The 25,868-nt window shown below is 70.7% G+C and carries 16 protein-coding genes, 1 tRNA gene and 1 pseudogene; 16 read left to right on the top strand and 2 right to left on the bottom strand.

The genetic code is table 11. The features are described from left to right. Nucleotides 1–385 precede the first annotated feature (385 nt). The 5 genes and pseudogenes from gltB (at nt 386) to GU5_RS0109695 (ending at nt 9,886) form a co-directional block, all read left to right on the top strand. Entirely contained in the window at nt 386–4,999 is a 4,614-nt protein-coding gene (gltB, locus tag GU5_RS0109715) for a glutamate synthase large subunit (protein ID WP_010525388.1), read from the top strand. Then, nucleotides 4,992–6,459 (top strand): annotated as a pseudogene (locus tag GU5_RS16005) (glutamate synthase subunit beta). Before gltB ends, GU5_RS16005 begins: the two are co-directional and overlap by 8 nt. 152 nt (nt 6,460–6,611) lie before the next feature. Then, complete coding sequence (gene pyk, locus GU5_RS0109705) at nt 6,612–8,126, top strand: pyruvate kinase (RefSeq protein WP_010525385.1); 1,515 nt, start codon at nt 6,612–6,614, stop codon at nt 8,124–8,126. 149 nt (nt 8,127–8,275) lie between these two features. Continuing rightward, a complete protein-coding gene (locus tag GU5_RS0109700; RefSeq protein ID WP_237704710.1) occupies nt 8,276–9,430 on the top strand; it encodes an aromatic acid exporter family protein in 1,155 nt (384 codons plus the stop codon). A gap of 156 nt (nt 9,431–9,586) precedes the next feature. Beyond that, nucleotides 9,587–9,886 carry a hypothetical protein gene (locus GU5_RS0109695; protein ID WP_010525383.1) on the top strand — a complete coding sequence of 100 codons (300 nt, stop codon included), beginning with the start codon at nt 9,587–9,589 and terminating at the stop codon, nt 9,884–9,886. An 85-nt stretch (nt 9,887–9,971) separates the two neighbouring features. On the opposite strand, the gene GU5_RS0109690 is transcribed toward GU5_RS0109695, so the two are convergent. Continuing rightward, nucleotides 9,972–10,052 (bottom strand) — tRNA-Leu (locus GU5_RS0109690). A 203-nt stretch (nt 10,053–10,255) separates the two neighbouring features. Between GU5_RS0109690 and GU5_RS0109685 the strand changes: the two genes are divergently transcribed. Beyond that, complete coding sequence (locus GU5_RS0109685) at nt 10,256–10,891, top strand: ANTAR domain-containing response regulator (protein ID WP_010525382.1); 636 nt, start codon at nt 10,256–10,258, stop codon at nt 10,889–10,891. A 24-nt stretch (nt 10,892–10,915) separates the two neighbouring features. Here GU5_RS0109685 and GU5_RS15120 read toward each other — a convergent pair whose 3' ends face one another. Next, nucleotides 10,916–11,311: a CHY zinc finger protein gene (locus tag GU5_RS15120; RefSeq protein WP_010525381.1), complete on the bottom strand. Its 396-nt coding sequence runs from the start codon at nt 11,309–11,311 to the stop codon at nt 10,916–10,918. A gap of 477 nt (nt 11,312–11,788) precedes the next feature. On the opposite strand from GU5_RS15120, the gene ilvD reads away from it, so the two are divergent. The 10 genes from ilvD to gltX all read left to right on the top strand — a co-directional run bounded on the left by ilvD (nt 11,789) and on the right by gltX (nt 25,863). Next, the gene (ilvD, locus tag GU5_RS0109675) at nt 11,789–13,561 is read left to right on the top strand and encodes a dihydroxy-acid dehydratase (protein WP_010525380.1); all 1,773 of its coding nucleotides are present in this window, start codon (nt 11,789–11,791) and stop codon (nt 13,559–13,561) included. Between the two features lie 396 nt (nt 13,562–13,957). Beyond that, nucleotides 13,958–15,844 (top strand): acetolactate synthase large subunit, encoded by a 1,887-nt coding sequence (locus GU5_RS0109670; RefSeq protein ID WP_029514182.1) that lies wholly within the window; start codon nt 13,958–13,960, stop codon nt 15,842–15,844. A gap of 2 nt (nt 15,845–15,846) precedes the next feature. Beyond that, nucleotides 15,847–16,371, top strand: a complete 525-nt coding sequence (gene ilvN, locus GU5_RS0109665; RefSeq protein ID WP_010525378.1) for an acetolactate synthase small subunit — start codon at nt 15,847–15,849, stop codon at nt 16,369–16,371. Between the two features lie 105 nt (nt 16,372–16,476). Beyond that, nucleotides 16,477–17,502 carry a ketol-acid reductoisomerase gene (ilvC, locus tag GU5_RS0109660; protein ID WP_010525377.1) on the top strand — a complete coding sequence of 342 codons (1,026 nt, stop codon included), beginning with the start codon at nt 16,477–16,479 and terminating at the stop codon, nt 17,500–17,502. Nucleotides 17,503–17,632: 130 nt separating this feature from the next. Further along, nucleotides 17,633–19,234 carry a phosphoglycerate dehydrogenase gene (serA, locus tag GU5_RS0109655; protein ID WP_010525376.1) on the top strand — a complete coding sequence of 534 codons (1,602 nt, stop codon included), beginning with the start codon at nt 17,633–17,635 and terminating at the stop codon, nt 19,232–19,234. Nucleotides 19,235–19,389: 155 nt separating this feature from the next. After that, the gene (gene metG, locus GU5_RS0109650) at nt 19,390–20,994 is read left to right on the top strand and encodes a methionine--tRNA ligase (RefSeq protein ID WP_029514181.1); all 1,605 of its coding nucleotides are present in this window, start codon (nt 19,390–19,392) and stop codon (nt 20,992–20,994) included. Between the two features lie 92 nt (nt 20,995–21,086). Beyond that, on the top strand, nt 21,087–22,187 hold the full coding sequence (locus tag GU5_RS0109645; RefSeq protein WP_029514180.1) for a 3-isopropylmalate dehydrogenase: 1,101 nt from the start codon (nt 21,087–21,089) through the stop codon (nt 22,185–22,187). Between the two features lie 72 nt (nt 22,188–22,259). Then, nucleotides 22,260–23,342 carry a branched-chain amino acid aminotransferase gene (locus GU5_RS0109640; RefSeq protein ID WP_010525373.1) on the top strand — a complete coding sequence of 361 codons (1,083 nt, stop codon included), beginning with the start codon at nt 22,260–22,262 and terminating at the stop codon, nt 23,340–23,342. A gap of 80 nt (nt 23,343–23,422) precedes the next feature. Continuing rightward, nucleotides 23,423–24,196, top strand: a complete 774-nt coding sequence (locus GU5_RS0109635) for a fumarylacetoacetate hydrolase family protein (protein WP_010525372.1) — start codon at nt 23,423–23,425, stop codon at nt 24,194–24,196. Between the two features lie 125 nt (nt 24,197–24,321). After that, nucleotides 24,322–25,863, top strand: coding sequence for a glutamate--tRNA ligase (gene gltX / locus GU5_RS0109630; RefSeq protein ID WP_010525371.1), 1,542 nt, complete (start codon nt 24,322–24,324; stop codon nt 25,861–25,863). Nucleotides 25,864–25,868 lie beyond the last annotated feature (5 nt).

Here is a 25,868-nt window from a genome sequence, read left to right as displayed (position 1 = left end):
GCCGGGCGCGACCGGCGCTCCACATCCGGCGCCGGGGCGTCGCCGCGGGCCGGGTCCGGCGCCCGGGACCGCACGTCGTCCCGGGTGCGGCGTCGGACTGCGACGTCGGAGCCGGAGCCCGGAGCCGGAGCACCGGTGCCTCAGGACGCACCGACAGCCTGTCCGGGGACCGGCCGGCCGCCTGCACGGCGGAGCCGGCGGGACCCCGGGCCCGAGACTGCATGAGACGCGAGACGAGGGCGCCCGGGCGATCCGCGGGCCGAGCCGACCGTCATCACGGCGGCGCCGCCCTCCAGCTGTGACAGGGGCCGATGATGTCCCCTCCCATGAATCGTCCGCATGCGGAGGAAGGAACACCGTCATGTCCACCCGAGGACCCTCGGAGATGCATGTCCCCGCGACTGCCGAGGAGCAGTCGAGCCCGGGGCAGGTGGTGAGCCCGTTCAGCCGGTTCTCGACCCGCCCTGAGCAGACGGGGCTCTATTCTCCCGACAACGAGCACGAGAACTGCGGCATGGCCGCCGTCGCCACCCTGCGCGGCGAGCCCGGCCACGACATCGTCGACCACGCGCTGCGCGCGCTGCGCAACCTCGAGCACCGCGGCGCGGTCGGCGGCGACGTCGGCACCGGCGACGGCGCGGGCCTGCTCACGCAGGTCCCCGACGAGTTCCTCCGCGCCGTGGTGGACTTCGACCTGCCCGCCGCCGGGGACTACGCCGTCGGCATCGCCTTCCTCCCGCAGTCCGCCGAGGAGCGCGAGCAGATGGTCGTCGGCATCGAGGAGCTCGCCGGCGAGCAGGGACTGACCGTGCTCGGCTGGCGCCAGCTGCCGATCGACGACTCGATGATCGGCGAGCTGGCCCGTGAAGCCATGCCCGTCTTCGAGCAGCTCTTCCTGGCGCTCGACGAGTCCGCCGACGCCGAGGGGACGCTGGATCAGCGGGCCTGGCGGCTGCGCAAGCGCAGCCAGAACCGCCTGGGCGCCTACTTCCCGTCGCTGTCGTCGAAGACGATCACCTACAAAGGCATGCTGACCACTGCTCAGCTCGAGCCCTTCTACCCGGACCTCTCCGATCCGCGGTTCAAGACCACGCTGGGCATCGTCCATTCGCGGTTCTCGACGAACACCTTCCCCTCCTGGCCGCTGGCCCAGCCGCTGCGCAACATCGCGCACAACGGCGAGATCAACACCGTCAAGGGCAACCGCAACTGGATGCGGGCGCGACAGTCGGTGATGTCCTCCGAGCTGCTGGGGGAGGACCCGGAGCAGCTGTTCCCGATCTGCACCCCGGGCGCCTCCGACTCCGCCTCCTTCGACGAGGCGGCCGAGCTGCTGATGCTCTCCGGCCGGCCGCTGTCGCAGGCGATGCGCATGATGGTCCCGGAGGCCTGGGAGAACCACGACACCATGGACCCGGCGCTGCGGGCCTTCTACCGCTACCACTCCATGCTCATGGAGGCCTGGGACGGTCCGGCGGCGGTGGCCTTCACCGACGGCGTCCAGGTCGGCGCGGTGCTGGACCGCAACGGTCTGCGTCCGGCGCGCTACTGGGTCACCGACGACGGTCTGGTCGTGATGTCCTCCGAGGTCGGCGTCGTCGATCTCGAGCCCTCCTCGATCGTGCGCAAGGGCCGCGTGGCCCCGGGCATGATGTTCCTGCTCGACACCGCCGAGGGGCGGATCATCGAGGACGAGGAGGTCAAGTCCGAGTTCGCCTCCGCCGCGCCGTGGCAGGAGTGGGTGGACCAGAACCTGATCGGGCTGCAGGACCTGCCCGAGCGGCTCCACGTCCGTCACCCCTCAGACTCGGTGCGTCGCCGCCAGCAGACCTTCGGCTACACGCATGAGGAGCTGAAGATCCTGGTCGGCCCGATGGCGTCCAACGGCGCCGAGCCGCTGGGCGCGATGGGCACGGACACGCCGATCGCGGTGCTCGCCGACCGTCCGCGGCTGCTCTTCGACTACTTCGTGCAGGGCTTCGCCCAGGTCACGAATCCGCCGCTGGACGCCATCCGCGAGGAGCTGGTCACCTCGCTGGGCCACCACATCGGCCCCAACGGCAACCTGCTGAGCACCGAGCACGTGACCACCAAGCAGGTGGCGCTGGACTTCCCGGTCATCGACAACGACCAGCTGGCCAAGATCGCCAACATCCGCGACGACGACGGCCGGAAGATCGCGATGAAGGTGCGCGGGCTCTACCGGGTGGGCAACACCGAGGAGGACTTCCGCCAGCGCATCCGCGACCTCTGCGAGAACGTCTCGGCGGCGGTCAACCGCGGGGTGAGCTACATCGTCATCTCCGACCGGGACTCCAACGCCCAGTGGGCTCCGATCCCGTCGATGCTGCTGCTCTCGGCGATCCACCACCACCTGCTGAAGTCGGCGAACCGGACGCGGGCCTCGCTGATCGTCGAGGCCGGCGACGTCCGCGAAGTCCACCACGTCGCCTGCCTGATCGGCTACGGTGCGGCGGCGGTGAACCCCTACCTGGCCATGGAGTCGGCCGAGGACATGGTCCGCCGCGGCGACATCACCGGCGTCGACGAGGGACAGGCGGTGCACAACCTGCTCACCGCGCTGGGCAAGGGCGTGCTGAAGATCATGTCCAAGATGGGCATCTCGACAGTGGCCTCGTACTGCGGCGCGCAGACCTTCGAGGCGGTCGGGCTGGCCCAGCATGTCGTCGACCAGTACTTCTCCGGCACCCACTCGCCGATGGGCGGCGCGGGGCTGGAGGTCATCTCCGCCGAGACGATGGCCCGGCACGCCCACGCGTACCCGTCCGACGGCAACGACCTCGGGCGCGGCGACGAGCTGGAGGTCGGCGGCGAGTACCAGTGGCGCCGGGAGGGCCCGCCGCACCTGTTCAACCCGCAGACGGTGTTCAAGCTGCAGCACTCCACCGCCCGGCGCCGCTACGACATCTTCAAGCAGTACACCCGCCAGATCGACGACCAGTCCGAGTCGCTGATGACTCTGCGCGGACTCATCAAGCTCAAGGGCACCCGCTCCTCGATCCCGATCTCCGAGGTCGAGCCGGTCAGCGAGATCGTGAAGCGGTTCAACACCGGCGCGATGAGCTACGGCTCGATCTCGCAGGAGGCCCACGAGACGCTGGCGATCGCGATGAACCGGCTGAAGGGCCGGTCGAACACCGGCGAGGGCGGCGAGCACCCCGCGCGCCTGGCCGACCCCGAGCGGCGCTCGGCGATCAAGCAGATCGCCTCGGGCCGCTTCGGCGTGACCAGCCAGTACCTCACCCACGCCGACGACCTGCAGATCAAGATGGCCCAGGGGGCCAAGCCCGGCGAGGGCGGTCAGCTGATGGGCAAGAAGGTCTACCCGTGGGTGGCCGAGACCCGGCACTCCACGCCCGGCGTCTCGCTGGTGTCGCCGCCGCCGCACCACGACATCTACTCCATCGAGGACCTCGCCCAGCTGATCTACGACCTCAAGCGCGCCAACACCGGTGCCCGGGTCCACGTGAAGCTGGTCGCGCTCAACGGCGTGGGCACGGTGGCCGCCGGCGTCACCAAGGCCAAGGCCGACGTCGTGCTCATCTCCGGGCACGACGGCGGAACCGGCGCCTCGCCGCTGAACTCGCTGAAGCACGCCGGAGCCCCCTGGGAGCTCGGTCTGGCCGAGGCGCAGCAGACGCTGATGCTCAACGGCCTGCGCGAGCGGGTGACCGTGCAGGTCGACGGACAGATGAAGACCGGCCGCGACGTGGTCATCGCCGCGCTGCTGGGCGCCGAGGAGTACGGCTTCGCGACTGCCCCGCTGGTGGTCTCCGGCTGCGTGATGATGCGCGTGTGCCACCTGGACACCTGCCCGGTCGGCGTGGCGACGCAGAACCCCGAGCTGCGCTCGCGCTTCACCGGCCAGGCCGACCACGTGGTGAACTTCTTCGAGTTCGTCGCCCAGGAGGTCCGCGAGCACCTCGCCGAGCTCGGCTTCCGCAGCCTCGACGAGGCCGTCGGGCACATCGAGTCGCTGGACTTCGACCAGGCCAAGCGCCACTGGAAGACCGACGGGCTGAACCTGGATTCGGTGCTCGGCGGCTACGATGCGCAGGACCCGGCGACCGAGGCGATGCTGCGCCGCACCGGCGGGCAGGACCACGAGCTGGAGAAGCACTTCGACGTCGCGCTGATCGAGCAGGCCCAGCCGGCGATCCGCCACGGACGGCACGTGCGGCTGGAGCGGAAGGTGATCAACACCGACCGCTCGGTGGGCACGATGCTCGGCCACGAGATCACCAAGGCGCTGGGGCTGAAGACGCTGGACCCCGACACCGTCGAGGTCGATCTGCGCGGCGAGGCCGGGCAGTCGCTGGGCGCCTTCCTTCCGCACGGCGTGACGCTGCGGCTCTCCGGCGACGCCAACGACTATGTGGGCAAGGGCCTCTCGGGCGGACGCCTGGTGGTCCACCCGGACCCCGAGGCGCCGCTGCGGGCCGAGGACAACGTGATCGCCGGCAACGTGATCGGCTACGGCGCGACCTCGGGCGAGATCCTGCTGCGCGGCCAGGTCGGCGAACGCTTCCTGGTGCGCAACTCCGGGGCGACCGCCGTCGTCGAGGGCATCGGCGACCACGGCTGCGAGTACATGACCGGCGGCCAGGCGCTGATCCTCGGACCCACGGGACGCAACTTCGGAGCCGGCATGTCCGGCGGCACCGCCTACGTGCTGGACTTCGACCCGAAGCTGATGAACTCGCAGGCCCGGGCCAACGACGACCTGATGCTCGAGGAGCCGGACGAGGAGGACCGGCAGATCATCCTGGATCTGCTGCGCCGCCACCTCGAGGAGACCGGCTCCGAGCTGGCCCGTCACCTGCTCGACGAGGTCGAGACGACCTTCTCGCGGATCACCAAGGTGATGCCGCGCAACTACGACGCCGTGCTGCGGGCTCGCTCCGAGGCGCTCGACGAGGGCCTCGACCCCGACGGGGACGAGACGTGGCAGAAGATTCTGGAGGTGACCCGTGGCTGATCCCCGCGGATTCCTGAAGCACCGTGAGCGCCGGGACCGGCCCTCGCGCCCCGTGCCCGTGCGCATCATGGACTTCCACGAGGTCTATGAGCGCCAGGACAAGGACACGGTCCAGACCCAGGCGGGCCGCTGCATGGACTGCGGCATCCCGTTCTGCCACACCGGCTGCCCGCTGGGGAACCTGATCCCGGAGTGGAACGACCTCATCCATCGGGACCAGATGGAGGAGGCCTCCGCCCGGCTGCACATGACCAACAACTTCCCGGAGTTCACCGGTCGCGTCTGCCCGGCGCCCTGCGAGACCTCCTGCGTGCTGGGGAGTCAACCAGCCGGCGGTCACCATCAAGCAGTCCGAGGTCTCCATCGCCGACGAGGCGATCGATCAGGGCTGGGTGGAGCCGGTGATGCCGCAGCGGCTGACCGGCAAGACCGTCGCCGTCGTCGGCTCCGGCCCGGCCGGGATGGCCGCGGCCCAGCAGCTCACCCGCGCCGGGCACACCGTCGCCGTCTACGAGCGCGACGACCGTCTCGGCGGTCTGCTGCGCTACGGCATCCCGGACTTCAAGATGGAGAAGCAGCACGTCGACTTCCGCATCGAGCAGATGGAGGCCGAGGGCACCCGCTTCTACCCCTCGACGGCGATCGGCGAGGACATCTCCTGGGATTCGCTGCGCGAGAGCTACGACGCCGTCGTGGTCGCGACCGGAGCCATGGTCCCGCGCGACCTGCCGATCCCGGGCCGCGGCCTGGACGGGGTGCATTTCGCCATGGAGTACCTGGTCCAGTCGAACAAGGCCACCGCCGGCGATGCGGTCGAGGACCAGCTCCACGCCGAGGGCAAGCATGTGATCGTGCTCGGCGGCGGCGACACCGGCGCCGACTGCATCGGCACCGCCCACCGCCACGGCGCGGCCTCGGTGACGACGCTGGCCATCGGCGCCCAGCCGCCGCAGGAGCGCCCGGAGAACCAGCCGTGGCCGGTGGATCCCAAGATCTTCGAGATCACCTCGGCCGACGAGGAGGGCGGCGAGCGACGCTATCTCGCCTCGACGGTGGAGTTCCTCGGCGACGAGGAAGGCCGAGTGCGGGCGTTGAAGGTGGCCGAGACCCAGTACAACGAGGACGGCTCGCGGACGCCCATGGACGGCACCGAGCACGAGATCCCGGCCGATCTGGTGCTGCTGGCGCTGGGCTTCACCGGTCCGGAGCAGGACACGCTGTCCGAGCAGCTGGGCACCGGCTTCGACCGGCGCGGGGCGCTGGACCGCGGCGAGGACTACATGACCGACGTCGACGGCGTCTTCTCGGTCGGCGACGCCGGCCGCGGGGCCTCGCTGGTGGTCTGGGCGATCGCCGAGGGGCGCGCCGTCGCCAAGGAGGTGGACTCCTACCTCGAGGGCGAGTCCCGCCTGCCGGCACCGGTCAAGCCCTCCGACCACGGGATCTCGCTCTCGGCCTGAGCGCCGGGCCGGTCCGCCGCCGGAATCAAGTGAGATAGGCTCGGAGCGTGACGCGTCGGACGTCAGCGACGTCAGCGACGCATGCTTCCACTGGCCCAGTGTCGTGCCAGCCATCGAGCAGAGCAATGACCGCCAACGACTAAGGGTGAGGCATGAGACACGCCAAGATCGTCGCGACCTTCGGGCCGGCCACCGAGGGATATGAGACCACGCGTCGGCTCGTCGAGGCCGGCGTGGACGTGGCCCGGGTGAACATGAGCCACGGGGACTACAGCGTCCACGAGCAGACCTACAACACCGTCCGCGAGGTCTCCAAGGACCTGCGCCGCGCCGTCGCGCTCTTCGCCGATCTGCAGGGACCGAAGATCCGTCTGGGCCGCTTCGTCGAGGGCGGCCACGAGCTCGCCGTCGGCGACCGCTTCACCATCACCACCGAGGACGTCGAGGGCACCAAGGAGCGCTGCTCGACCACGTTCAAGGGCCTGCCCGGCGATGTGGAGCCCGGCGACACGCTGCTCATCGACGACGGCAAGGTCTCGCTGCGCGCCGTCGAGGTGACCGAGACCGAGGTGATCACCGAGGTGACGGTGGCCGGTCCGGTGTCCAACAACAAGGGCATCAACCTGCCCGGCGTCGCCGTCTCCGTCCCCGCGCTGAGCGAGAAGGACGAGGACGACCTGCGCTGGGCGCTGCGCACCGGCTTCGACATGATCGCGCTGTCCTTCGTCCGTGACGCCTCCGACATCGAGGCGGTCCACCGCATCATGGACGAGGAGGGCCGCCGCGTGCCCGTCATCGCCAAGGTGGAGAAGCCCCAGGCGGTCGACGCGCTGCAGGACGTCGTCGACGCCTTCGACGCGATCATGGTCGCCCGCGGCGACCTGGGCGTGGAGCTCCCGCTGGAGGAGGTCCCGCTGGTGCAGAAGCGCGCCATCGAGCTGGCCCGCCGCTGGGCGAAGCCGGTCATCGTGGCCACTCAGGTGCTCGAGTCGATGGTCGACAACCCGCGGCCGACCCGTGCGGAGGCCTCCGACTGCGCCAATGCGGTGCTCGACGGCGCCGACGCGGTCATGCTCTCCGGCGAGACGTCGGTCGGACAGTACCCGGTGCGCACGGTGGAGACGATGTCCAGCATCATCTCCGCCACCGAGCGCAAGGGGCTGAGCCGCATCCCCCCGCTGGGCACGCTGCCGCGGACCCGGGGCGGGGCGATCACCCGCGCGGCCGCGGAGATGGCCGAGCAGCTGGACATCGACTACCTGGCCACCTTCACCCGGTCGGGCGACTCGGCGCGGCGGCTCTCCCGGCTCCGCCCGGTCCAGCCGATCTTCGCCTTCACCCATGTCGAGCACACGCACAACATCCTGTGCCTGTCGTGGGGCGTGCAGCCCCGCTGGGTGGAGTTCGCCTCGCACACCGACAAGATGACCGCTCAGGTGGACAAGCTCCTGCTGGAGGAGGGCATCGCGAAGCCCGACGACCTCGTGGTCATCGCCGCCGGCTCGCCTCCCGGTCAGGCCGGCACCACCAACATGGTCAAGGTCCACCGCATCGGCGACATCCCCGACAGCGCGGACCTGGCCACTCTGCAGCGCGGCGACATCGCACCGCCGAACAAGGAGCCGGTCGGCCCCTGGCCGGCGAAGAGCGCGTCCAGCGCGCTCTGATCGGCTGATCCGCCCCGGTTCGCCGTCCTACGACGCCCCGCGCCCTCGACAGGGCGCGGGGCGTCGTCCTGTCCGGGCCCTCGCTCCGGCGGCGGTGCTGCCCGGGGCCGGCTCTCGACTTCGCGCGACACGGTCCCTATGCTCACCGCGTGACCAATCCACGAACAGACTCCGCGCCCGGGCCGTCATCGCGCAGGCGGCGAGCGGCGAACTGGGCCAAGGACGTGGTCCGCCGTCGGGAGTTCCTCACCGACGTGCTGCAGATCGTCAAAGCCACAGTCGCCGGGACGGCGGCCTGGTGGATCTCGTTGACCGTCCTGGGGTCGTCGATGCCGTTCCTGGCCCCGTGGACCGCCCTGCTCACCGTGCACGCCACGGTGCACCGCTCGTTGTCCCGCGGGGTGCAGACGACGGCGGCCTCCACCATCGGCGTCGCTCTCTCCTTCGTGATCGGGTACTACCTCGGCGTCCACCTCTGGACCTTCGCCCTGGCACTCGTCGTCGGACTCGCCGCCTCCCGCCTCTCGTGGATCCGCGAGGAAGGCGTGGCGATCGCGACGACGGCGATCTTCGTCCTGAGCAGCGGGTTCGACGAGCAGGCCCCGCTGCTCGACGAGCGCATTCTGCAGGTCGGTGTCGGGGTGGGTACAGGGATCGTGGTCAATCTGCTCGTGCTTCCGCCTCTGCGTGACCGGCAGGCCGGCAGGTACATCGACAGCATCAACCGACGGATCGGCGGAGTGCTGATCAGCATGGCCGACGACCTGTCGGACTCCTGGGGCATCGAGCGCGCCGACGCCTGGTTCGCCGAGTCGGACTCCATCCGCGACGAGCTGCGATCAGCCTGGGCGATCGTGCGCTTCGCCCGGGAGTCCCGGCGCATGAACCCGCGCAGACAGGGGGGCCTCCTGGGGGTCAGGAGGCGCCGCCGGTCGAACTCGGCTGCTGACCGTGCCAGCTCCGAAGAGATCCTGGACCGAGCCGACGAAGGTGTCTCACACCTGCGCAGCCTGATCCGCACCCTGCGCGAGGCCGCAGGCTTCGAAGAAGCCTGGGATGCCCGTTTCCGAGACCGATGGGTCGGGATCGTCGACCAGGCGGGCCGGGCGATCGCCGACCCCGATGCCGAAGTGGAGCCGCTGCACGACGCGCTGACGTCACTGTCCACTGAGATGGCAGAGGACGGGCATCTGGACGCTGACCTGTGGCCGATCTACGGGTCGCTGCTCACCAGTCTGCGCCACATCGTCGTCATCGTCGACGATGTCACGTCGGCACGACAGGCGCGTGAGGCCGACTCCTGAGCAGTCCCGTCCACGAAGTCCCCGGGATCTTCTGGTCCCGGCGCGGTCGAGAATCCCTGACTCTGCACCGATGATGCCGGTACGCTCGGACGTCCCGGACGATGACGTCCGGGGGCCACGCTCGGGGCGCGCGGCGCACGGTGACGGGGGATTGTCATGTCGGACTATGAGGCGGAACGGCACGAGATCTCGCAGCAGCTCGACTACACCCCTGGTTCAGGCGAGACGCTGCGGCCCAGCGAACTCGTGCCGATCCTCAATGACTGGGCCTACTGCGGCTACATCCACGAGGACCACGTGCCGGAGATCCTGGGGCAGCTGTGCCTCTGGATCGAGGGGTATGAACACCACCGGGCCGGCTGGTATCTGCTGGGCAGGTACCGAGGCCGGAACGACTGGATGGACGTCGTGGAGGCGGTGACCCGCGAGGTGAAACGACGTCCCACCACGCGCTGACGTGACCCCGCGCGGCGACCGGGGCCGGTTCGTCGTCGGGATGCCGCCCTCGCCGACGTCTGACCGTCGATCCGCGTGATTCCGGTGCCCGAAGCGGGACTCGAACCCGCACACCAGTGGTACCGCATTTTGAGTGCGGCGCGTCTACCGATTCCGCCATTCGGGCTGGTGGCCGCTCGAGTCCAGGTCGTCGTCATCCGCCGGAGGCGGAGACGTCGTCACTGGTCGTGCTGGTGGGAACCGACGGACTCGAGGTGCCCGATCAGCATACCGGGCGATACGCTGGGGGCGACAATTCGGCCGCGCCGCCGGGATCGGCGGCATGGGCGGCCCCGCACCAGCAGATGAGTCCCCATCCGAAGGAGAACGGTGACCGAAGAGCAGAACTCCGCATCCGCCGAGGCCGCATCCGACGCAGCGTCCGACGCCGAGGCCCCGACGCGCCGCGTCCTCGTCGCCGAGGACGAGACGCTCATCCGCCTGGACATCGTCGAGATCCTCAGCGGAGCGGGGTACGAGGTCGTCGCGCAGGCCGACGACGGCGAGCAGGCCGTCGAGCTGGCCCGCGAGCACGACCCGGATCTGGTGGTCATGGATGTGAAGATGCCGGTCATGGACGGCATCACCGCCGCGACGACGATCGCCGAGGAGCAGATCGCTCCGGTGGTCATGCTCACCGCCTTCTCCCAGCGGGATCTCGTCGAGAGCGCCCGCGAGGCCGGGGCGATGGCCTATGTGGTCAAGCCCTTCACCGAGAACGACCTCATCCCGGCCATCGAGGTCGCCGTCGCGCGCTTCGACGAGATCCGCGCCCTGGAGCAGGAGGTCGCCTCGCTCAACGACAAGTTCGAGACCCGCAAGCTGGTCGACCGGGCGAAGTCGCTGCTGACGACCAAGATGGGGCTCAGCGAGCCCGAGGCCTTCCGCTGGATCCAGAAGACCTCCATGGACCGCCGGCTGAGCATGCGCGAGGTCGCCGAGACCGTCGTCGACCAGATGGGCTGAGCCCTCCGCCGGCGGGAGAGAGGCTCAGGTCTCGAAGTACACCGGGTGGTGCCTCCGGCACCCGGGATTGAACCGCGCGCCGCAGGAGGGGCAGGCCGGTCGGTCAGCGTCGGCCTCGAGATAGGCGCGGATCGTCAGCCGCACGCCGCAGACTCCGCAGAGCAGCGCCGACGCGTCGTGCTCGGCGCGGGGCCAGGGGAGGGGCGCGTGCTCCTCGGCCTCGGCGTGGCAGTGCAGGCAGGGGTACCACCGGTCGCAGCAGCGGAAGCGGATCGCCACCACGTCCAGCGCGTCGGCATAGTGCGCGCAGCGCGTCTGCGCATCGACGACGGCGCCGCCCACGGCAGGGCGTCGGGGCGCATCGTGCGGATCGGCCGGCCGGCCGTGCGGCGGATCGATGCGGGGATCGGCTCGGGCCATGGCCTCCACTGTAGCGGGATGCCTCGGCGGGGCATGTCCGGCGGCCGGGCGGCCGGGCGGCCCGGTGGCCCGGCGGCACGATGTCCGCCCGGCCGCGACCTTCGGAAGGTCCGGCCCGGTCGTCAATCGGAGGCCCGCACCACCACAGACCGCCGACACCTATCGTTCGTGCTCTTGTGAACGATCCCTCCACCGGGTAGTGTCACGATAAAGCGATGCACCTCACAGGGTGGGGAGTCGTGGCCGGCCCGGCCGGCCGACGGATGCCGGGGCGCTGGTGGTGCGGCGCGCCGGATGCGGCGGGGCCCCAGGTCGCTCCCGGTCGCTCCTCGGAGCGGGGCGCCGCCGTCGAGGGGAGGCGCAGCCCCGTCGTCGTCTCGCAGCGCTGTGCTGTGACGCTCTTCCGGAGCGTCCTGCATGCTGAGACGGCGGCGGGGCTGTGGTCGTACCGCCCCGACCTGGGCATAGAATCGCAGCATGGCACACAGCACCCCAGAGGATCCAGCACGGAGCGCCGCCGAGGAGGCGCCCCACACCCCGCCCGCGCCGGTCACCGGGCCGAGCATCCCGGAGAAGCCGCGCAGCTGGCAGGTCACCGACGGCTACACCAGCGCACCGTCGCGCGGCATGCTCCGCGCCGTCGGAATGGGCGACCAGGACTTCGGCAAGGCGCAGATCGGCATCGCCAGCTCGTGGAACGAGATCACGCCGTGCAACCTCTCGCTGGACCGACTGGCCCGCGCCTCCAAGGAGGGCGTGCACGCCGGCGGCGGCTATCCGCTGGAGTTCGGCACCATCTCGGTCTCCGACGGGATCTCCATGGGGCATGAGGGGATGCACTACTCGCTGGTCTCCCGCGAGGTGATCGCCGACTCCGTGGAGACGGTCATGGAGGCCGAGCGGCTGGACGGCTCCATCCTGCTGGCCGGCTGCGACAAGTCGCTGCCCGGGATGATGATGGCCGCCGCGCGCCTGGACCTCTCCAGCGTCTTCCTCTACGCCGGCTCGATCATGCCGGGCACCGCGCGGTTCTCCGACGGCAGCGAGAAGGAGGTCACCCTCATCGACGCCTTCGAGGGGGTCGGCGCCTGCGCCCGCGGAACCATCAGCGAAGAGGACCTCGGAGTCATCGAGCGCGCCATCTGCCCCGGCGAAGGGGCCTGCGGAGGCATGTACACCGCCAACACGATGGCCGCCATCGGCGAGGCCCTCGGCCTCTCGCTGCCCGGCTCGGCCGCGCCGCCGTCGGCCGACCGCCGTCGCGACGTCTTCGCCCACCGGGCCGGCGAGGCCGTCGTCGAGCTGCTCCGACAGGGGATCACCACTCGTGACATCCTCACCAAGCAGGCCTTCGAGAACGCCATCGCGGTCACCATGGCCTTCGGCGGCTCCACCAATGCGGTGCTGCACCTGCTGGCCATCGCCCGCGAGGCCGGAGTCGACCTGGCGCTGGAGGACTTCAACCGGATCGGCGATCGGATCCCTCATCTCGGCGACCTCAAGCCCTTCGGCCAGTACGTGATGGCCGACGTCGACCGCGTCGGCGGCGTGCCGGTGGTCATGCGCGCGCTGCTCGACGCCGGGCTGCTGCACGGCGACGCGCTGACCGTCACCGGCCGCACGGTGGCCGAGAACCTCGCGGAGATCGACCCGCCGGACCTCGACGGCTCGATCATCCGCTCGCTGCAGGACCCGATGCACCACAACGGCGGCATCGCCGTGCTGCGCGGTTCGCTGGCCCCGGAGGGCGCCGTGGTGAAGTCCGCAGGCTTCGACGCCGAGGTCTTCGACGGCACTGCGCGGGTCTTCGAGCGGGAGCAGGCCGCGCTGGACGCGCTGGCCGCCGGCACCATCACCGCGGGCGACGTCGTCGTCATCCGCTACGAGGGCCCCAAGGGCGGCCCCGGCATGCGCGAGATGCTGGCCATCACCGGCGCGATCAAGGGGGCGGGCCTGGGCAAGGACGTGCTGCTGATCACCGACGGCCGCTTCTCCGGCGGCACCACCGGGCTGTGCATCGGCCACATCGCCCCGGAGGCGGTGGACGGCGGGCCCATCGCCCATATCGTCGACGGGGACCGGATCCGGGTGGACATCGCCGGGCGTACCATCGATCTTCTGGTCGACGAAGAGGACCTCTCCCGACGCGCCGAGGGCTGGGAGCCCCTGGACCCGACGACGACCACGGGCGTGCTGGGCAAGTACGCCAAGCTGGTCCGTTCGGCGGCCGAGGGCGCCTACTGCGGCTGACCGCCCGCGTCCCGGGCGGAGGCCCGGGGCTCGGCGCCCGGGAGGTGCGCCCTCGAGGGGGCGTCCGACGGGCAGTCCAGATGGTGAGACGGTCGACTCGTCTGTTGACTCGTCCACCACGCCGGGGAAGCATTGGGGGCATGCGCCAGATGCTACGAGTAGCTCCCGTCCTCCCGCCGGGGGAAGCGTGACGATCCACGTTCCTCAGGGCGGCCGGAACCCTGCTCGGCGTCGAGCGGGCGGACGGTCGCACTCGAGCTGACGCATGACGCTGAACCCCGGCAGAGAGAGCCCCCGCAGGGACGCTTCCTCGCCGGGGTCTTCTCATCTCCGGGGTCATTTGCCAGCATCCATCCGGGGGCGCAGCCCCTGCCGACCGGATACAGGAACACACTGATGAGCAGAACAGCTGCGACGAGCCCAGCGGCTCCGCCGGCGTCGAGCCCCGAGCGGAGCCGGACCAGCCACACCACGACCGCCGATCACCGCCTCTACGGCCCGGGCCTGCCCGTGGACCCGGTGGAGGTGACCGGCTCGGAGTCCATCATCCGCAGCCTCGAGGCGCTCGGGGTGACCGATGTGTTCGGCCTCCCGGGCGGCGCGATCCTGCCCACCTACGACCCGCTGATGGACTCGTCGACGATCAATCATGTGCTGGTCCGCCACGAGCAGGGCGCCGGCCATGCCGCGCAGGGCTACGCGATGGTCACCGGGCAGGTCGGCGTCTGCCTGGCCACCTCCGGACCCGGTGCGACGAACCTGGTCACCGCGCTGGCCGACGCGCATATGGACTCGGTGCCGATGGTCGCGATCACCGGGCAGGTCAACGCCTCGGTGATCGGCACCGACGCCTTTCAGGAGGCCGACATCGTCGGCATCTCCGCGCCGATCACCAAGCATTCCTTCCTGGTCACCGACGCCGACACCATCCCGCAGGTGATGGCCGAGGCCTTCCACCTGGCCTCCTCGGGGAGGCCGGGGCCGGTGCTGGTGGACATCACCAAGTCGGCCCAGGCGGCGAGGACGACCTTCTCCTGGCCGCCCGAGATCGGACTGACGGGCTATCGGCCGGTCACCCGCGGGCACGCCAAGCAGGTCCGCGAGGCCGCCAAGCTCATCCAGCAGGCCCGCCGTCCGGTCTTCTACCTCGGCGGGGGCATCGTCAAGGCCGAGGCCTCCGAGGAGTTCCGCGCGCTGGCCGAGGCCGCCGGCGCTCCGGTGGCGACGACGCTGATGGCCCGCGGCGCCTTCCCGGACTCGCACGAGCAGAACCTGGGGATGCCGGGCATGCACGGCACCGTGGCCGCCGTCGCCGCGCTGCAGCGGGCGGACCTGCTGATCACGCTCGGCGCCCGCTTCGACGACCGCGTCACCGGGGCGCTGGACTCCTTCGCCCCGGACGCGAAGGTCATCCACGCCGACGTCGACCCGGCCGAGATCTCGAAGAACCGGCTGGCCGACGTGCCGATCGTCGGGTCGCTGAAGGAGATCGTCCCGGAGCTGACCGCGGCGGTGGCCGAGGTCTTCGAGCGGGAGGGTCGTCCGGAGCTGGAGAGCTGGTGGCGCCAGCTGGATCGGATGCGCACCACCTACCCGCTGGGCTGGACCGAGCCGGAGGACGGCATGACCGCTCCGCAGCAGGTCATCCGGCGCATCGGCGAGGCCGCCGGACCGGAGGCGGTCTACGTCGCCGGCGTCGGCCAGCACCAGATGTGGGCTTCGCAGTTCATCGGCTTCGAACGGCCCCGGCAGTGGCTGAACTCCGGCGGACTGGGCACCATGGGCTACTCGGTGCCCGCCGCGATGGGGGCGCAGGTCGGCCAGCCGGACCGCGTGGTCTGGGCGATCGACGGCGACGGCTGCTTCCAGATGACCAACCAGGAGCTGGCCACCTGCGCGATCAACGGCATCCCGATCAAGGTGGCGGTGATCAACAACTCCTCGCTGGGCATGGTGCGGCAGTGGCAGACGCTGTTCTACGAGTCGCGCTATTCCAACACCGACCTGAACACGGCCATGGACCGCCACGGCGACCAGGTCGTGCCGATCCCGGACTTCGTGAAGCTCGCCGAGGCCTACGGCTGCGCGGGGCTGCGCTGCGAGCGCGAGGAGGACCTGGACGCGACGATCGCCGAGGCCATGGCCATCACCGACCGGCCCGTCGTCGTCGACTTCCGGGTCAGCCGCGACTCCATGGTCTGGCCCATGGTGCCGGCCGGGGTGTCCAACAGCGACATCCAGGTCGCCCGCGACCTGACCCCGGACTGGGACGAGGAGGAGTGACCATGAACGTCGAGACGGCCGAACGCCGCACCCTGTCCGTGCTCGTCGAGGACGTGCCCGGAGTGCTCTCCAAAGTCTCCGGGCTGTTCTCCCGACGCGCCTTCAACATCGACTCGCTGGCCGTCGGGCCCTCGGAGATCGCCGGTCTCTCCCGGATCACCGTGGTCGTCCGCGCCGACGAGGTGCTGCTGGAGCAGATCACCAAGCAGCTGAACAAGCTCATCAACGTCATCAAGATCATCGAGCTGGCGCCGGAGACCTCGGTGCAGCGCGATCACCTGCTGATCAAGGTCAGGGCCGATTCGCCGACCCGGCTGCAGGTGACCCAGGCGGTGGACCTGTTCCGCGCCAAGATCGTCGACGTCTCGGTCGACTCGCTCACCGTCGAGGCCACCGGGGCGCCCGACAAGCTCAACGCCCTGCTGGACGTGCTCGAGCCCTACGGCATCCGCGAGATCGTCCGGTCCGGGACGCTCGCGATCAGCCGAGGCGCGAAGTCCATGACCGACCGGGCGCTGAAGCCGTGACGGGGCGGCCGGAGTCCGCGAGCACCCGCTGCGGACCCCGGCGCGTCCCCGCCCGTCCTACCCGCACGACCCCCTCCCACACCCGATCCGCAAGGAGACCTCGAAGTGACTGACCTGTACTACGACGACGACGCCGACCTCGCCGTGCTGTCCGACCGGAAGGTGGCCGTGATCGGATACGGCTCCCAGGGTCACGCCCACGCGCTGTCGCTGCGCGACTCCGGCGTCGACGTCCGCGTCGGCCTCAAGGAGGGCTCCTCCTCGAAGGCCAAGGCCGAGGAGCAGGGCCTGACCGTCGCGCCTGTGGCCGAGGCGGCCGCGGAGGCCGACGTCGTGATGCTGCTGGTCCCGGACCAGCACCAGGCCGACGTCTACGCCGCCGAGATCGCCCCGCACCTGACGGCCGGCGACGTGCTGCTGTTCTCCCACGGCTTCAACATCCGTTTCGGCTACATCCAGCCGGCCGCCGACGTCGACGTCGCCATGGTCGCCCCGAAGGGGCCGGGCCACGTGGTGCGCCGCGAGTACGAGGCCGGCCGCGGCGTGCCGGCGCTGATCGCCGTCGAGCAGAACCCGTCCGGGAAGGCCAAGGACGTCGCCCTGGCCTACGCCAAGGGCATCGGCGGCACCCGCGCCGGCGTCATCGAGACCACCTTCACCGAAGAGACCGAGTCGGACCTCTTCGGCGAGCAGGCGGTGCTCTGCGGCGGCGCCTCGCAGCTGGTCCAGTACGGCTTCGAGACGCTGACCGAGGCCGGCTACCAGCCGGAGATCGCCTACTTCGAGGTGCTCCACGAGCTGAAGCTCATCGTCGACCTGATGGTCGAGGGCGGACTGACCAAGCAGCGCTGGTCCATCTCCGACACCGCGGAGTTCGGCGACTACGTCTCCGGTCCCCGGGTGATCTCCCCGGAGGTCAAGGAGAACATGAAGACGGTGCTGGCCGAGATCCAGGACGGCAGCTTCGCCAAGCGGTTCATGGACGACCAGCGCGCCGGCGCGCCGGAGTTCGCCGAGCTGCGGCGGAAGAACGAGTCTCACCCGATCGAGTCCACCGGTCGCCAGCTGCGCAAGCTGTTCTCCTGGATTCCGGAGGACGACGACTACACCGAGGGCACCGCCTCCCGCTGACCCGTCGTCGAGCGGCACGCAGGAGGCAGTAGAGTGAGCGGGGTCGGGTCGTCCGCGGCCCGGCCCCGCCTCGCTGAGCTCCGCACCGTCGATCGGACTCGATCCACCCACCACCGAGAAGAAGGACACTGTGAGCAGCAACCGCCCCGTCGTCGTCCTCGCCGAGGAACTCTCGCCCGCCACCGTCGATGCCCTCGGGCCCGACTTCGAGATCCGCCAGTCGGACGGCACCGACCGTGACCGGCTCGCCGCCGACCTCGCCGACGCCCATGCCCTCATGGTCCGCTCGGCCACCACCGTCGACGCCGAGGTCCTCTCCCACGCGCCCCGGCTGAAGGTCGTCGCCCGCGCCGGCGTCGGTCTGGACAACGTCGACATCAAGGCCGCCACCGAGGCCGGCGTGATGGTGGTCAACGCGCCGACGTCGAACATCGTCTCCGCCGCCGAGCTGACCTGCGCCCACATCCTGGGGCTGGCGCGGAACATCCCGCCGGCGACGGCGGCGCTGAAGGCGGGGGAGTGGAAGCGCTCGAAGTACGCCGGCCTGGAGCTGCAGGACAAGGTCCTCGGGGTCATCGGCCTGGGCCGCATCGGCGGGCTGGTCGCCGAGCGCATGAAGGCCTTCGGCATGGAGATCGTCGCCTACGACCCCTATGTCACCTCCGCCCGCGCGCACCAGATCGGCGCGCAGCTGCTCAGCCTCGAGGAGCTCTATGAACGGGCGGACGTGGTCACCATCCACATGCCCAAGACCCCGGAGACGCTCGGGATGCTGGGCGCGACGGCCTTCGACCGGATGAAGGACTCGGCCTACGTCGTCAACGTCGCCCGCGGCGGCCTGGTCGACGAGGACGCCCTGGAGCAGGCCCTGCAGGCCGGCAGCATCGGCGGGGCGGCGATCGACGTCTTCGCCTCCGAGCCGTCCACCCACCTGCCGTTCTTCTCCCGGGAGAACGTCGTGGTCACCCCGCATCTGGGCGCCTCCACCGCCGAGGCCCAGGAGAAGGCCGGCGTCTCGGTCGCGAAATCGGTGCGCCTGGCTCTGGCCGGCGAGCTGGTGCCCGACGCGGTCAACGTCGCCGGCGGCGCGATCGATGAGCTCGTCCGCCCCGGCATCCCGCTGATCGAGAAGCTCGGCCGGGTGCTCACCGCCGTCGGCTCCGACGCCTTCACCGATGTGGAGACCGAGGCCGCCGGCGAGATCGCCGAGCTCAACGTCGACGCGTTGCAGCTGGCCGCTCTGAAGGGCCTGTTCACCGACGTCGTCTCCGAGCAGGTCTCCTACGTCAACGCTCCGGTGCTCGCCGAGCAGCGTGGGATCGCGACTCGGCTGACCACCACGCCCGACGTCGAGGACTATCGCAACGCGCTCACCGTGCGCGGAGCGACCTCCTCCGGGGCGCAGTTCGAGGTCCGCGGCACGCTGACCGGGCCGAAGCAGGTCGAGAAGATCATCGGGATCAACGGCTACGACCTGGAGATCCCGCTGACCGAGCACCTGGTGATCTTCGAGTACGCCGACCGCCCCGGCGTCGTCGGCGCGCTGGGACGGATCCTCGGCCAGCACGGGCTGAACATCGGCGGAATGCAGGTCTCGCAGAGCACCAAGGAGGAGCGGGCGCTGGCGGTGCTGGCCGTCGACGCCGCGCTGCCGGCCGGCGTGCTGGACGAGATCGCCGACGAGGTCGGCGCGGCGCTGGCCGCCGAGGTCGACCTCGAGGAGCGTGGCTGAGCCGGTCCGAGCCGGACCGATCCTGACCCAACCGCCCCGCCGCACGACGCCGGCCGCCGGACCCCGCAGGGATCGGCGGCCGGCGTCGTCGTGTCTGCGGCCGCGGCGACGTCACCGGCTCGGCGCGGGCGACGCCGGTGCGGTAGATTCTCGATGTGACTTCTGTGCAGCGTTCCCCCTACTACCTGACCACGGCGATCACCTATCCCAACGGTGAGCCGCACATCGGCCACGCCTACGAGTACATCTCCGCCGACGTGATGGCCCGGTTCAAGCGGCTGGACGGCTACGACGTGCGGTTCCTGACCGGCACCGACGAGCACGGCCAGAAGGTCCAGCAGACCGCGGAGGCCGAGGGGATCACCCCGCTGGAGTTGGCCGCGCGCAATGCGCAGGCCATCCGCGAGGTCGACGACGAGGTCCTCGACGTCTCCTACGACCGGTTCATCCGCACCACCGACTCCGACCATTACGAGGCCTCCCAGGCCATCTGGCGGCGCATGGTGGAGAACGGCGACATCTACCTGGCCGACTACGCCGGCTGGTACTCGGTGCGCGACGAGCGCTACTTCGCCGAGGACGAGACCGAGATCGGCGACGACGGCGTCCGCCGGGCCTCCGAGACCGGCACCGAAGTCACCTGGACCGAGGAGGAGAGCTACTTCTTCCGGCTCTCCGCCTATCAGGAGAAGCTGCTGGCGCTCTATCGGGACCACCCGGAGTTCGCCGCGCCGGCCAGCCGCTTCAACGAGGTCATCCGCTTCGTCGAGTCCGGCCTGGAGGACCTGTCGATCTCGCGGACCACCTTCGACTGGGGCGTGCCGGTGCCCGAGGACCTCACCGCGGCGGAGACGTCGAAGAACCACGTGATGTACGTGTGGGTCGACGCGCTGACCAACTACCTGACCGGCGCCGGCTTCCCGGACGTCGAGTCGGCGGACTATCAGGCCTACTGGCCGGCCGACCTGCACATCATCGGCAAGGACATCTCGCGGTTCCACTGCATCTTCTGGCCGGCCTTCCTGATGAGCGCGGGCCTGCCACTGCCGAAGCGCGTGATGATCCACGGCTTCCTGCACAACGCCGGGGAGAAGATGTCGAAGTCGGTGGGCAACGTCGTCGCCCCGCGCGAGTGGGTCGAGGAGTACGGCCTGGACGCGGTGCGCTTCTTCCTGCTGCGCGAGTTCCCCTTCGGCCAGGACGGCTCGTACTCCCACGAGGCCGTCGTCGGGCGGAAGAACTCGGACCTGGCGAACAACCTGGGCAATCTGGCCCAGCGGTCGCTGTCGATGATCGTGAAGAACTGCGACGGCGCCGTGCCCGAGCCCGGCGAGCTCACCGAGGCCGACTGGACGATCCTCGCCCGGGCCGAGGAGCTGCTGGAGATCAACCGCGCGGCCTACGAGGTCCAGGACTTCCATCGTGCGCTGGAGCGGACCTGGTTCGTGCTCGGCGAGGCCAACGCCTACTTCGCCGACGAACAGCCCTGGAAGCTGAAGACCTCGGATCCGGAGCGGATGGCGACGGTGCTGTACGTGACCGCCGAGATCGTCCGGCGGGTCGCGCTGCTGGCCCAGCCGGTGATGCCGGAGTCGGCGACCCGGCTGCTCGACGCCCTGGGCGTGGAGGCGGACGGCGACGCCGGCCGCACCACGGCCTCGGGGGAGGGGCCGCGGGGCTTCGTCGCCTTCGACGAGCAGCTGCGGCCGGGCACCCCGCTGGAGAAGCCGCAGCCGATCTTCCCGCGTCACGAGGGCTGAGGCGCCCGACGGTCGGGCCGCCGCGGTCTCAGATGGTGAGAGCCGTCGGCGTCCTCTCGCCGTCGCGACGGCAGGGCCCTACTGTGGGCGACATGGCTGACATCTTTGCGCGGACGACTCTGGACATCGCGGTCATTCCCGGGGACGGGATCGGACCGGAGGTCATCACGGAAGCACGGCGCGTGCTGGAGACGGTGCTGGATTCCGAGGGCGTCGAGCTGCGCTGCACCGAGTACCCGCTGGGCGCCGCCCACTGGCTGGAGAGCGGCGAGACGCTCGAGGATGACACGCTCGAGAGGCTTCGCAGGCATGATGCGATCCTCTTCGGAGCCGTCGGCGCCGACCCGCAGGATGACCGCGTCCCCTCGGGGCTGATCGAGCGGGAGCTGCTGCTGAAGCTGCGCTTCAGCCTGGACCACGCGATCAACCTGCGCCCCTCGCGCTCGTACCCGGGGGTGACTTCGCCGCTGCGCGGCGTCGGCGAGCAGTCGGGCCCGCAGATCGACTTCGTGGTCGTCCGCGAGGGCACCGAGGGCCCCTATGTGGGCAACGGCGGCACCATCCGCCGCGGCACCGCCCAGGAGATCGCCACCGAAGTCTCGCTGAACACCGCCCACGGGGTCCGGCGCGTCGTCGCCGACGCCTTCGCCCGCGCGGCCTCGCGCCGCGGGAAGCTGACCCTGGTGCACAAGCACAACGTGCTCACCCGCGCCGGCGACCTCTGGCGCCGGGCCGTGGAGGAGGCCGCCGTCGGGCACCCGGACGTGAGCTGGGAGTACATGCACGTCGACGCCGCGACCATCCACATGGTCCAGGACCCGGCGCGCTTCGACGTGATCGTCACCGACAACCTGTTCGGCGACATCCTCACCGACCTCGCCGGCGCCATCAGCGGCGGCATCGGACTGGCCGCCTCGGGGTCGATCAACGCCGAGGGCACTGCGCCGTCGATGTTCGAGCCGGTCCACGGCTCGGCCCCGGACATCGCCGGCACACAGATCGCCGACCCCACGGCGGCGGTCCTCTCGGCGGCGCTGATGCTGCAGCATCTCGGCCACGAGGGGTCGGCCGCCCGCATCCAGGCCGCCGTCGACGCGCAGATCGCCGAGTGGGCCCGCGATCCGGAGGCCTCCAGGGCGCTGACCACCGCAGCCCGCGGCGAGGCGCTGCTCCAGCGCGTGCTCGCCGGCTGACCGGTCGAGAGCGGGCGCGTGCGGCGGTAGAGTATGGGCCCGATGCACCCGCCGAGTGGAAGGCAGTCCTGAATGCAGTTCGACGTCACTGAGAACCCGCACCCCGTCCCGCAGGATCGGCGTCGCGAGATCCTGGCCGATCCGGGCTTCGGCGTGCACTTCAGCGACCACACGGCGGTCATCGACTGGACCGACGACGGCCACGGCGGCTCCTGGCACGATGCCCGTGTGGAGGCCTACGGCCCGATCACGCTGGATCCGGCCGCCTCGGTGCTGCACTACGCCCAGGAGGTCTTCGAGGGTATGAAGGCCTACCGGCACGCCGACGGCGGCGTGCACACCTTCCGCCCACGGGCCAACGCCGCGCGGATGAACCGCTCGGCCCGCCGGATGGCGCTGCCCCAGTTGGACGAGGAGGTCTTCGTCGAGTCGCTGGAGCAGCTGCTCGCCGTGGACGCGGCCTGGGTGCCGGACGGTGAGGGCGCGGCGCTGTACCTGCGCCCCTTCATGGTCGCCACCGAGGCCTTCCTCGGCGTCCGCCCGGCGCGCGAGGTCTCGTACCGGGTGATCGCCTCGCCGGCGGGCAACTACTTCGGCGGCGAGCTCAAGCCGGTGCGCATCTGGGTCTCCCGGGACTTCACCCGGTCGGCTCCCGGCGGGACCGGCGCGGCGAAGACCGGGGGCAACTACGCCGGCTCGCTGGCGGCGCAGGCCCAGGCCGCCGAGCACGGCTGCGACCAGGTGCTCTTCCTGGACCCGCTGCACGAGAACGCCGTCGAGGAGCTCGGCGGCATGAACGTCTTCCTGGTCACCTCCGACGACCGGCTGATCACTCCGCAGCTGACCGGCACGATCCTCGAGGGTGTGACCCGCGACTCGGTCATCCAGCTGGCGCAGGATCGCGGCCTGGCGGTCGAGGAGCGGCGCGTCACCCTCGACGAGTGGGCCCGCGGGATCGAGGACGGCACGATCATCGAGGCCTTCGCCTGCGGAACTGCGGCCGTCATCACCCCGATCGGCGAGCTCGTCGACGGCGAGACGATCATCGCCTCGCCGGGCACCGGTGAGATCACCGCGAGCATCCGCGAGGAGCTGCTGGGCATCCAGACCGGCGCGGTGGCGGACCGCCACGGCTGGATGCACCGACTGGCCTGAGCCGCCGGACAGGTCCGGCCGCCCCCCGGGCGCTCCGCCGCGGCGGCGCGCCCGGGGGTGCGGTGAGTAGACTGGCGGGCATGCGCATTGCACGTTTCGTCACTGAGGCTGAGCCCGCCTACGGCATCGTCACCGGCGATCCCGGCGAGGAGACCATCACCGAGCTGACCGGCGATCCGTTCTACGGATCCGTCCAGCAGACCGGAACCACCCATTCCATCGACGACGTCCGGCTCGTCGCCCCGATCATCCCCCGCAGCAAGGTGGTCGGAGTCGGCCGCAACTACGCCGACCACGTCGCCGAGATGGGGGGAGAGCCGCCGGTCTCGCCGCTGCTGTTCCTGGTGCCCAACACCGCCGTGTCCGGACCGAACGAGCCGATCACCCTGCCCTCCTTCTCCGAGGAGGTCAGCTATGAGGCCGAGCTGGCCGTCGTCATCGGCCGGATCTGCAAGGACGTGCCGCTCGAGCGCGTCGACGAGGTGATCTTCGGCTACACCGTCGCCAACGACATCACCGCCCGCGACGCCCAGCGCACCGACGGCCAGTGGGCCCGCGCCAAGGGCTTCGACGGCTCGACGCCGCTCGGCCCCTGGGTGGAGACCGACCTCGACGTCGAGGACCTGGAGATCACCGGCCGGCTGAACGGCGAGGTCGTCCAGCGGGGCCGGACCTCCGAGATGATCTTCGGCGTGCCCGAGCTCATCTCCCAGATCTCGCAGGCCTTCACCCTGCTGCCCGGCGACGTCATCCTCACCGGCACGCCTGCCGGCGTCGGCACCGTCTCGGACGGCGACCGCTTCGAGGCCGAGGTCGAGGGCCTCGGCACGCTGGTCAACCACTTCCGACGCTGACCTCGGCGGCGCGGACGGCCGCGCGCCGTCGTGCCCGCCGGCGCCGACGCCGGCCGACGTCAGTCGGCGCCGGCCGGCGCCGCGCCCTCCCACCTCCCGCACCGATCAGGAGCCATCACACCGCTATGAGCACCCCCGCCGCCTCCGGCACCGAGATCCCCGCCGTCGACCCCGCCGCACCCGTGCGCGTGCGGTTCTGCCCGTCGCCGACGGGAGCCCCGCACGTCGGGCTCATCCGCACCGCCCTGTTCAACTGGGCCTATGCCCGCCACACCGGCGGGACGCTGGTGTTCCGCATCGAGGACACCGATGCGGCCCGCGACTCCGAGGAGTCCTACGCGCAGCTCCTCGAGGCGCTGCGCTGGCTGGGTCTGGACTGGGACGAGGGCGTCGAAGTCGGCGGCGAGCACGGCCCGTACCGGCAGTCCGAGCGGGGTGAGATCTATGCCGACGTGCTCGAGCGGCTGAAGGCCTCCGGCCATGTCTACGAGGCCTACTCCACGCCGGAGGAGGTCGAGGAGCGCCACCGCGCGGCCGGCCGGGATCCGAAGCTCGGCTATGACAATCACGACCGGCATCTCAGCGAGGAGGAGAAGGCGGCCTTCCGCGCCGAGGGCCGGCAGCCCGTGCTGCGGCTGCGGATGCCCGACGAGGACCTCACCTTCACCGACCTGGTGCGCGGCGAGATCACCTTCGCCGCCGGCTCCACGCCGGACTTCGTCGTCGCCCGCGCCGACGGCCGACCGCTCTACACCCTGGTCAATCCGCTGGACGACGCCTTGATGGGCATCACCCACGTGCTGCGCGGCGAGGACCTGCTCTCCTCGACGCCGCGGCAGATCGCCCTCTACCGGGCGCTGCACGCGATCGGCGTCGCCGACCACATGCCGGCCTTCGCGCATCTGCCCTACGTCATGGGGGAGGGGAACAAGAAGCTCTCCAAGCGCGACCCGGAGTCGAACGTCTTCCACCATCGCGACCGCGGCTTCATCCGCGAGGGCCTGCTGAACTACCTGGCGCTGCTGGGCTGGTCGCTGTCGTCCGACGAGGACGTCTTCACCGTCGACCAGCTCGTCGAGCACTTCGACGTCGCCGACGTGCTGGGCAACCCGGCACGCTTCGACACCAAGAAGGCCGAGGCGATCAACGGCACCCACATCCGCCGGCTGGACCCGCAGGACTTCCGCGACCGGCTGCTGCCGCATCTGCAGGCCCAGGGCCTGGTCGGCGAGGAGCTCACCGCACGGCAGGCGGCGATCCTCGACGGCGCCGCCCCGCTGGTGCAGGAGCGCATCGCGCTGCTCGCCGAGGGGGCGGACATGATGGCCTTCCTCTTCGTCGACGACGAGCAGCTGGAGATCGAGTCCAAGGCTTTCAGCGGGCTCGGCGAGGACGCGTCGGCCACCGTGGACGCCGCCGTCGCGGCCCTGGAGGAGCTCGACGACGCCGCCTGGACGACCGAGCGCATCGAGGCCGGGCTGCGCGAGGCTCTGGTCGACGGGCTGGGGTTCAAGCCGCGCAAGGCCTTCGGCGCGGTGCGATCTGCGGTCTCCGGGCGCAAGGTCTCTCCGCCGCTCTTCGAGTCGATGGAGCTGCTCGGCCGGGCCTCCTCGCTGGCCCGGCTGGCCCGCTTCCGTCGCGAGCTGGTCGCCCGGCAGGAGGGCTGACAGCT

The sequence above is a fragment of the Nesterenkonia sp. F genome (genome assembly GCF_000220985.1).
Taxonomy (GTDB): domain Bacteria; phylum Actinomycetota; class Actinomycetes; order Actinomycetales; family Micrococcaceae; genus Nesterenkonia.
The sequence above is the reverse complement of the archived record's forward strand: the minus strand, read 5'-3'. Positions and strand labels throughout refer to the sequence as shown.

Coding starts and splice junctions, on each gene's coding strand:
- GU5_RS0109635 (WP_010525372.1), top strand. CDS start 23,423: ATGCGCATTGCACGTTTCGTCACTGAGGCTGAGCCCGCCTACGGCATC.
- gltB (WP_010525388.1), top strand. CDS start 386: ATGCATGTCCCCGCGACTGCCGAGGAGCAGTCGAGCCCGGGGCAGGTG.
- GU5_RS0109640 (WP_010525373.1), top strand. CDS start 22,260: ATGCAGTTCGACGTCACTGAGAACCCGCACCCCGTCCCGCAGGATCGG.
- gltX (WP_010525371.1), top strand. CDS start 24,322: ATGAGCACCCCCGCCGCCTCCGGCACCGAGATCCCCGCCGTCGACCCC.
- GU5_RS0109670 (WP_029514182.1), top strand. CDS start 13,958: ATGAGCAGAACAGCTGCGACGAGCCCAGCGGCTCCGCCGGCGTCGAGC.
- GU5_RS15120 (WP_010525381.1), bottom strand. CDS start 11,311: ATGGCCCGAGCCGATCCCCGCATCGATCCGCCGCACGGCCGGCCGGCC.
- ilvN (WP_010525378.1), top strand. CDS start 15,847: ATGAACGTCGAGACGGCCGAACGCCGCACCCTGTCCGTGCTCGTCGAG.
- ilvD (WP_010525380.1), top strand. CDS start 11,789: ATGGCACACAGCACCCCAGAGGATCCAGCACGGAGCGCCGCCGAGGAG.
- GU5_RS0109645 (WP_029514180.1), top strand. CDS start 21,087: ATGGCTGACATCTTTGCGCGGACGACTCTGGACATCGCGGTCATTCCC.
- GU5_RS0109695 (WP_010525383.1), top strand. CDS start 9,587: ATGTCGGACTATGAGGCGGAACGGCACGAGATCTCGCAGCAGCTCGAC.
- pyk (WP_010525385.1), top strand. CDS start 6,612: ATGAGACACGCCAAGATCGTCGCGACCTTCGGGCCGGCCACCGAGGGA.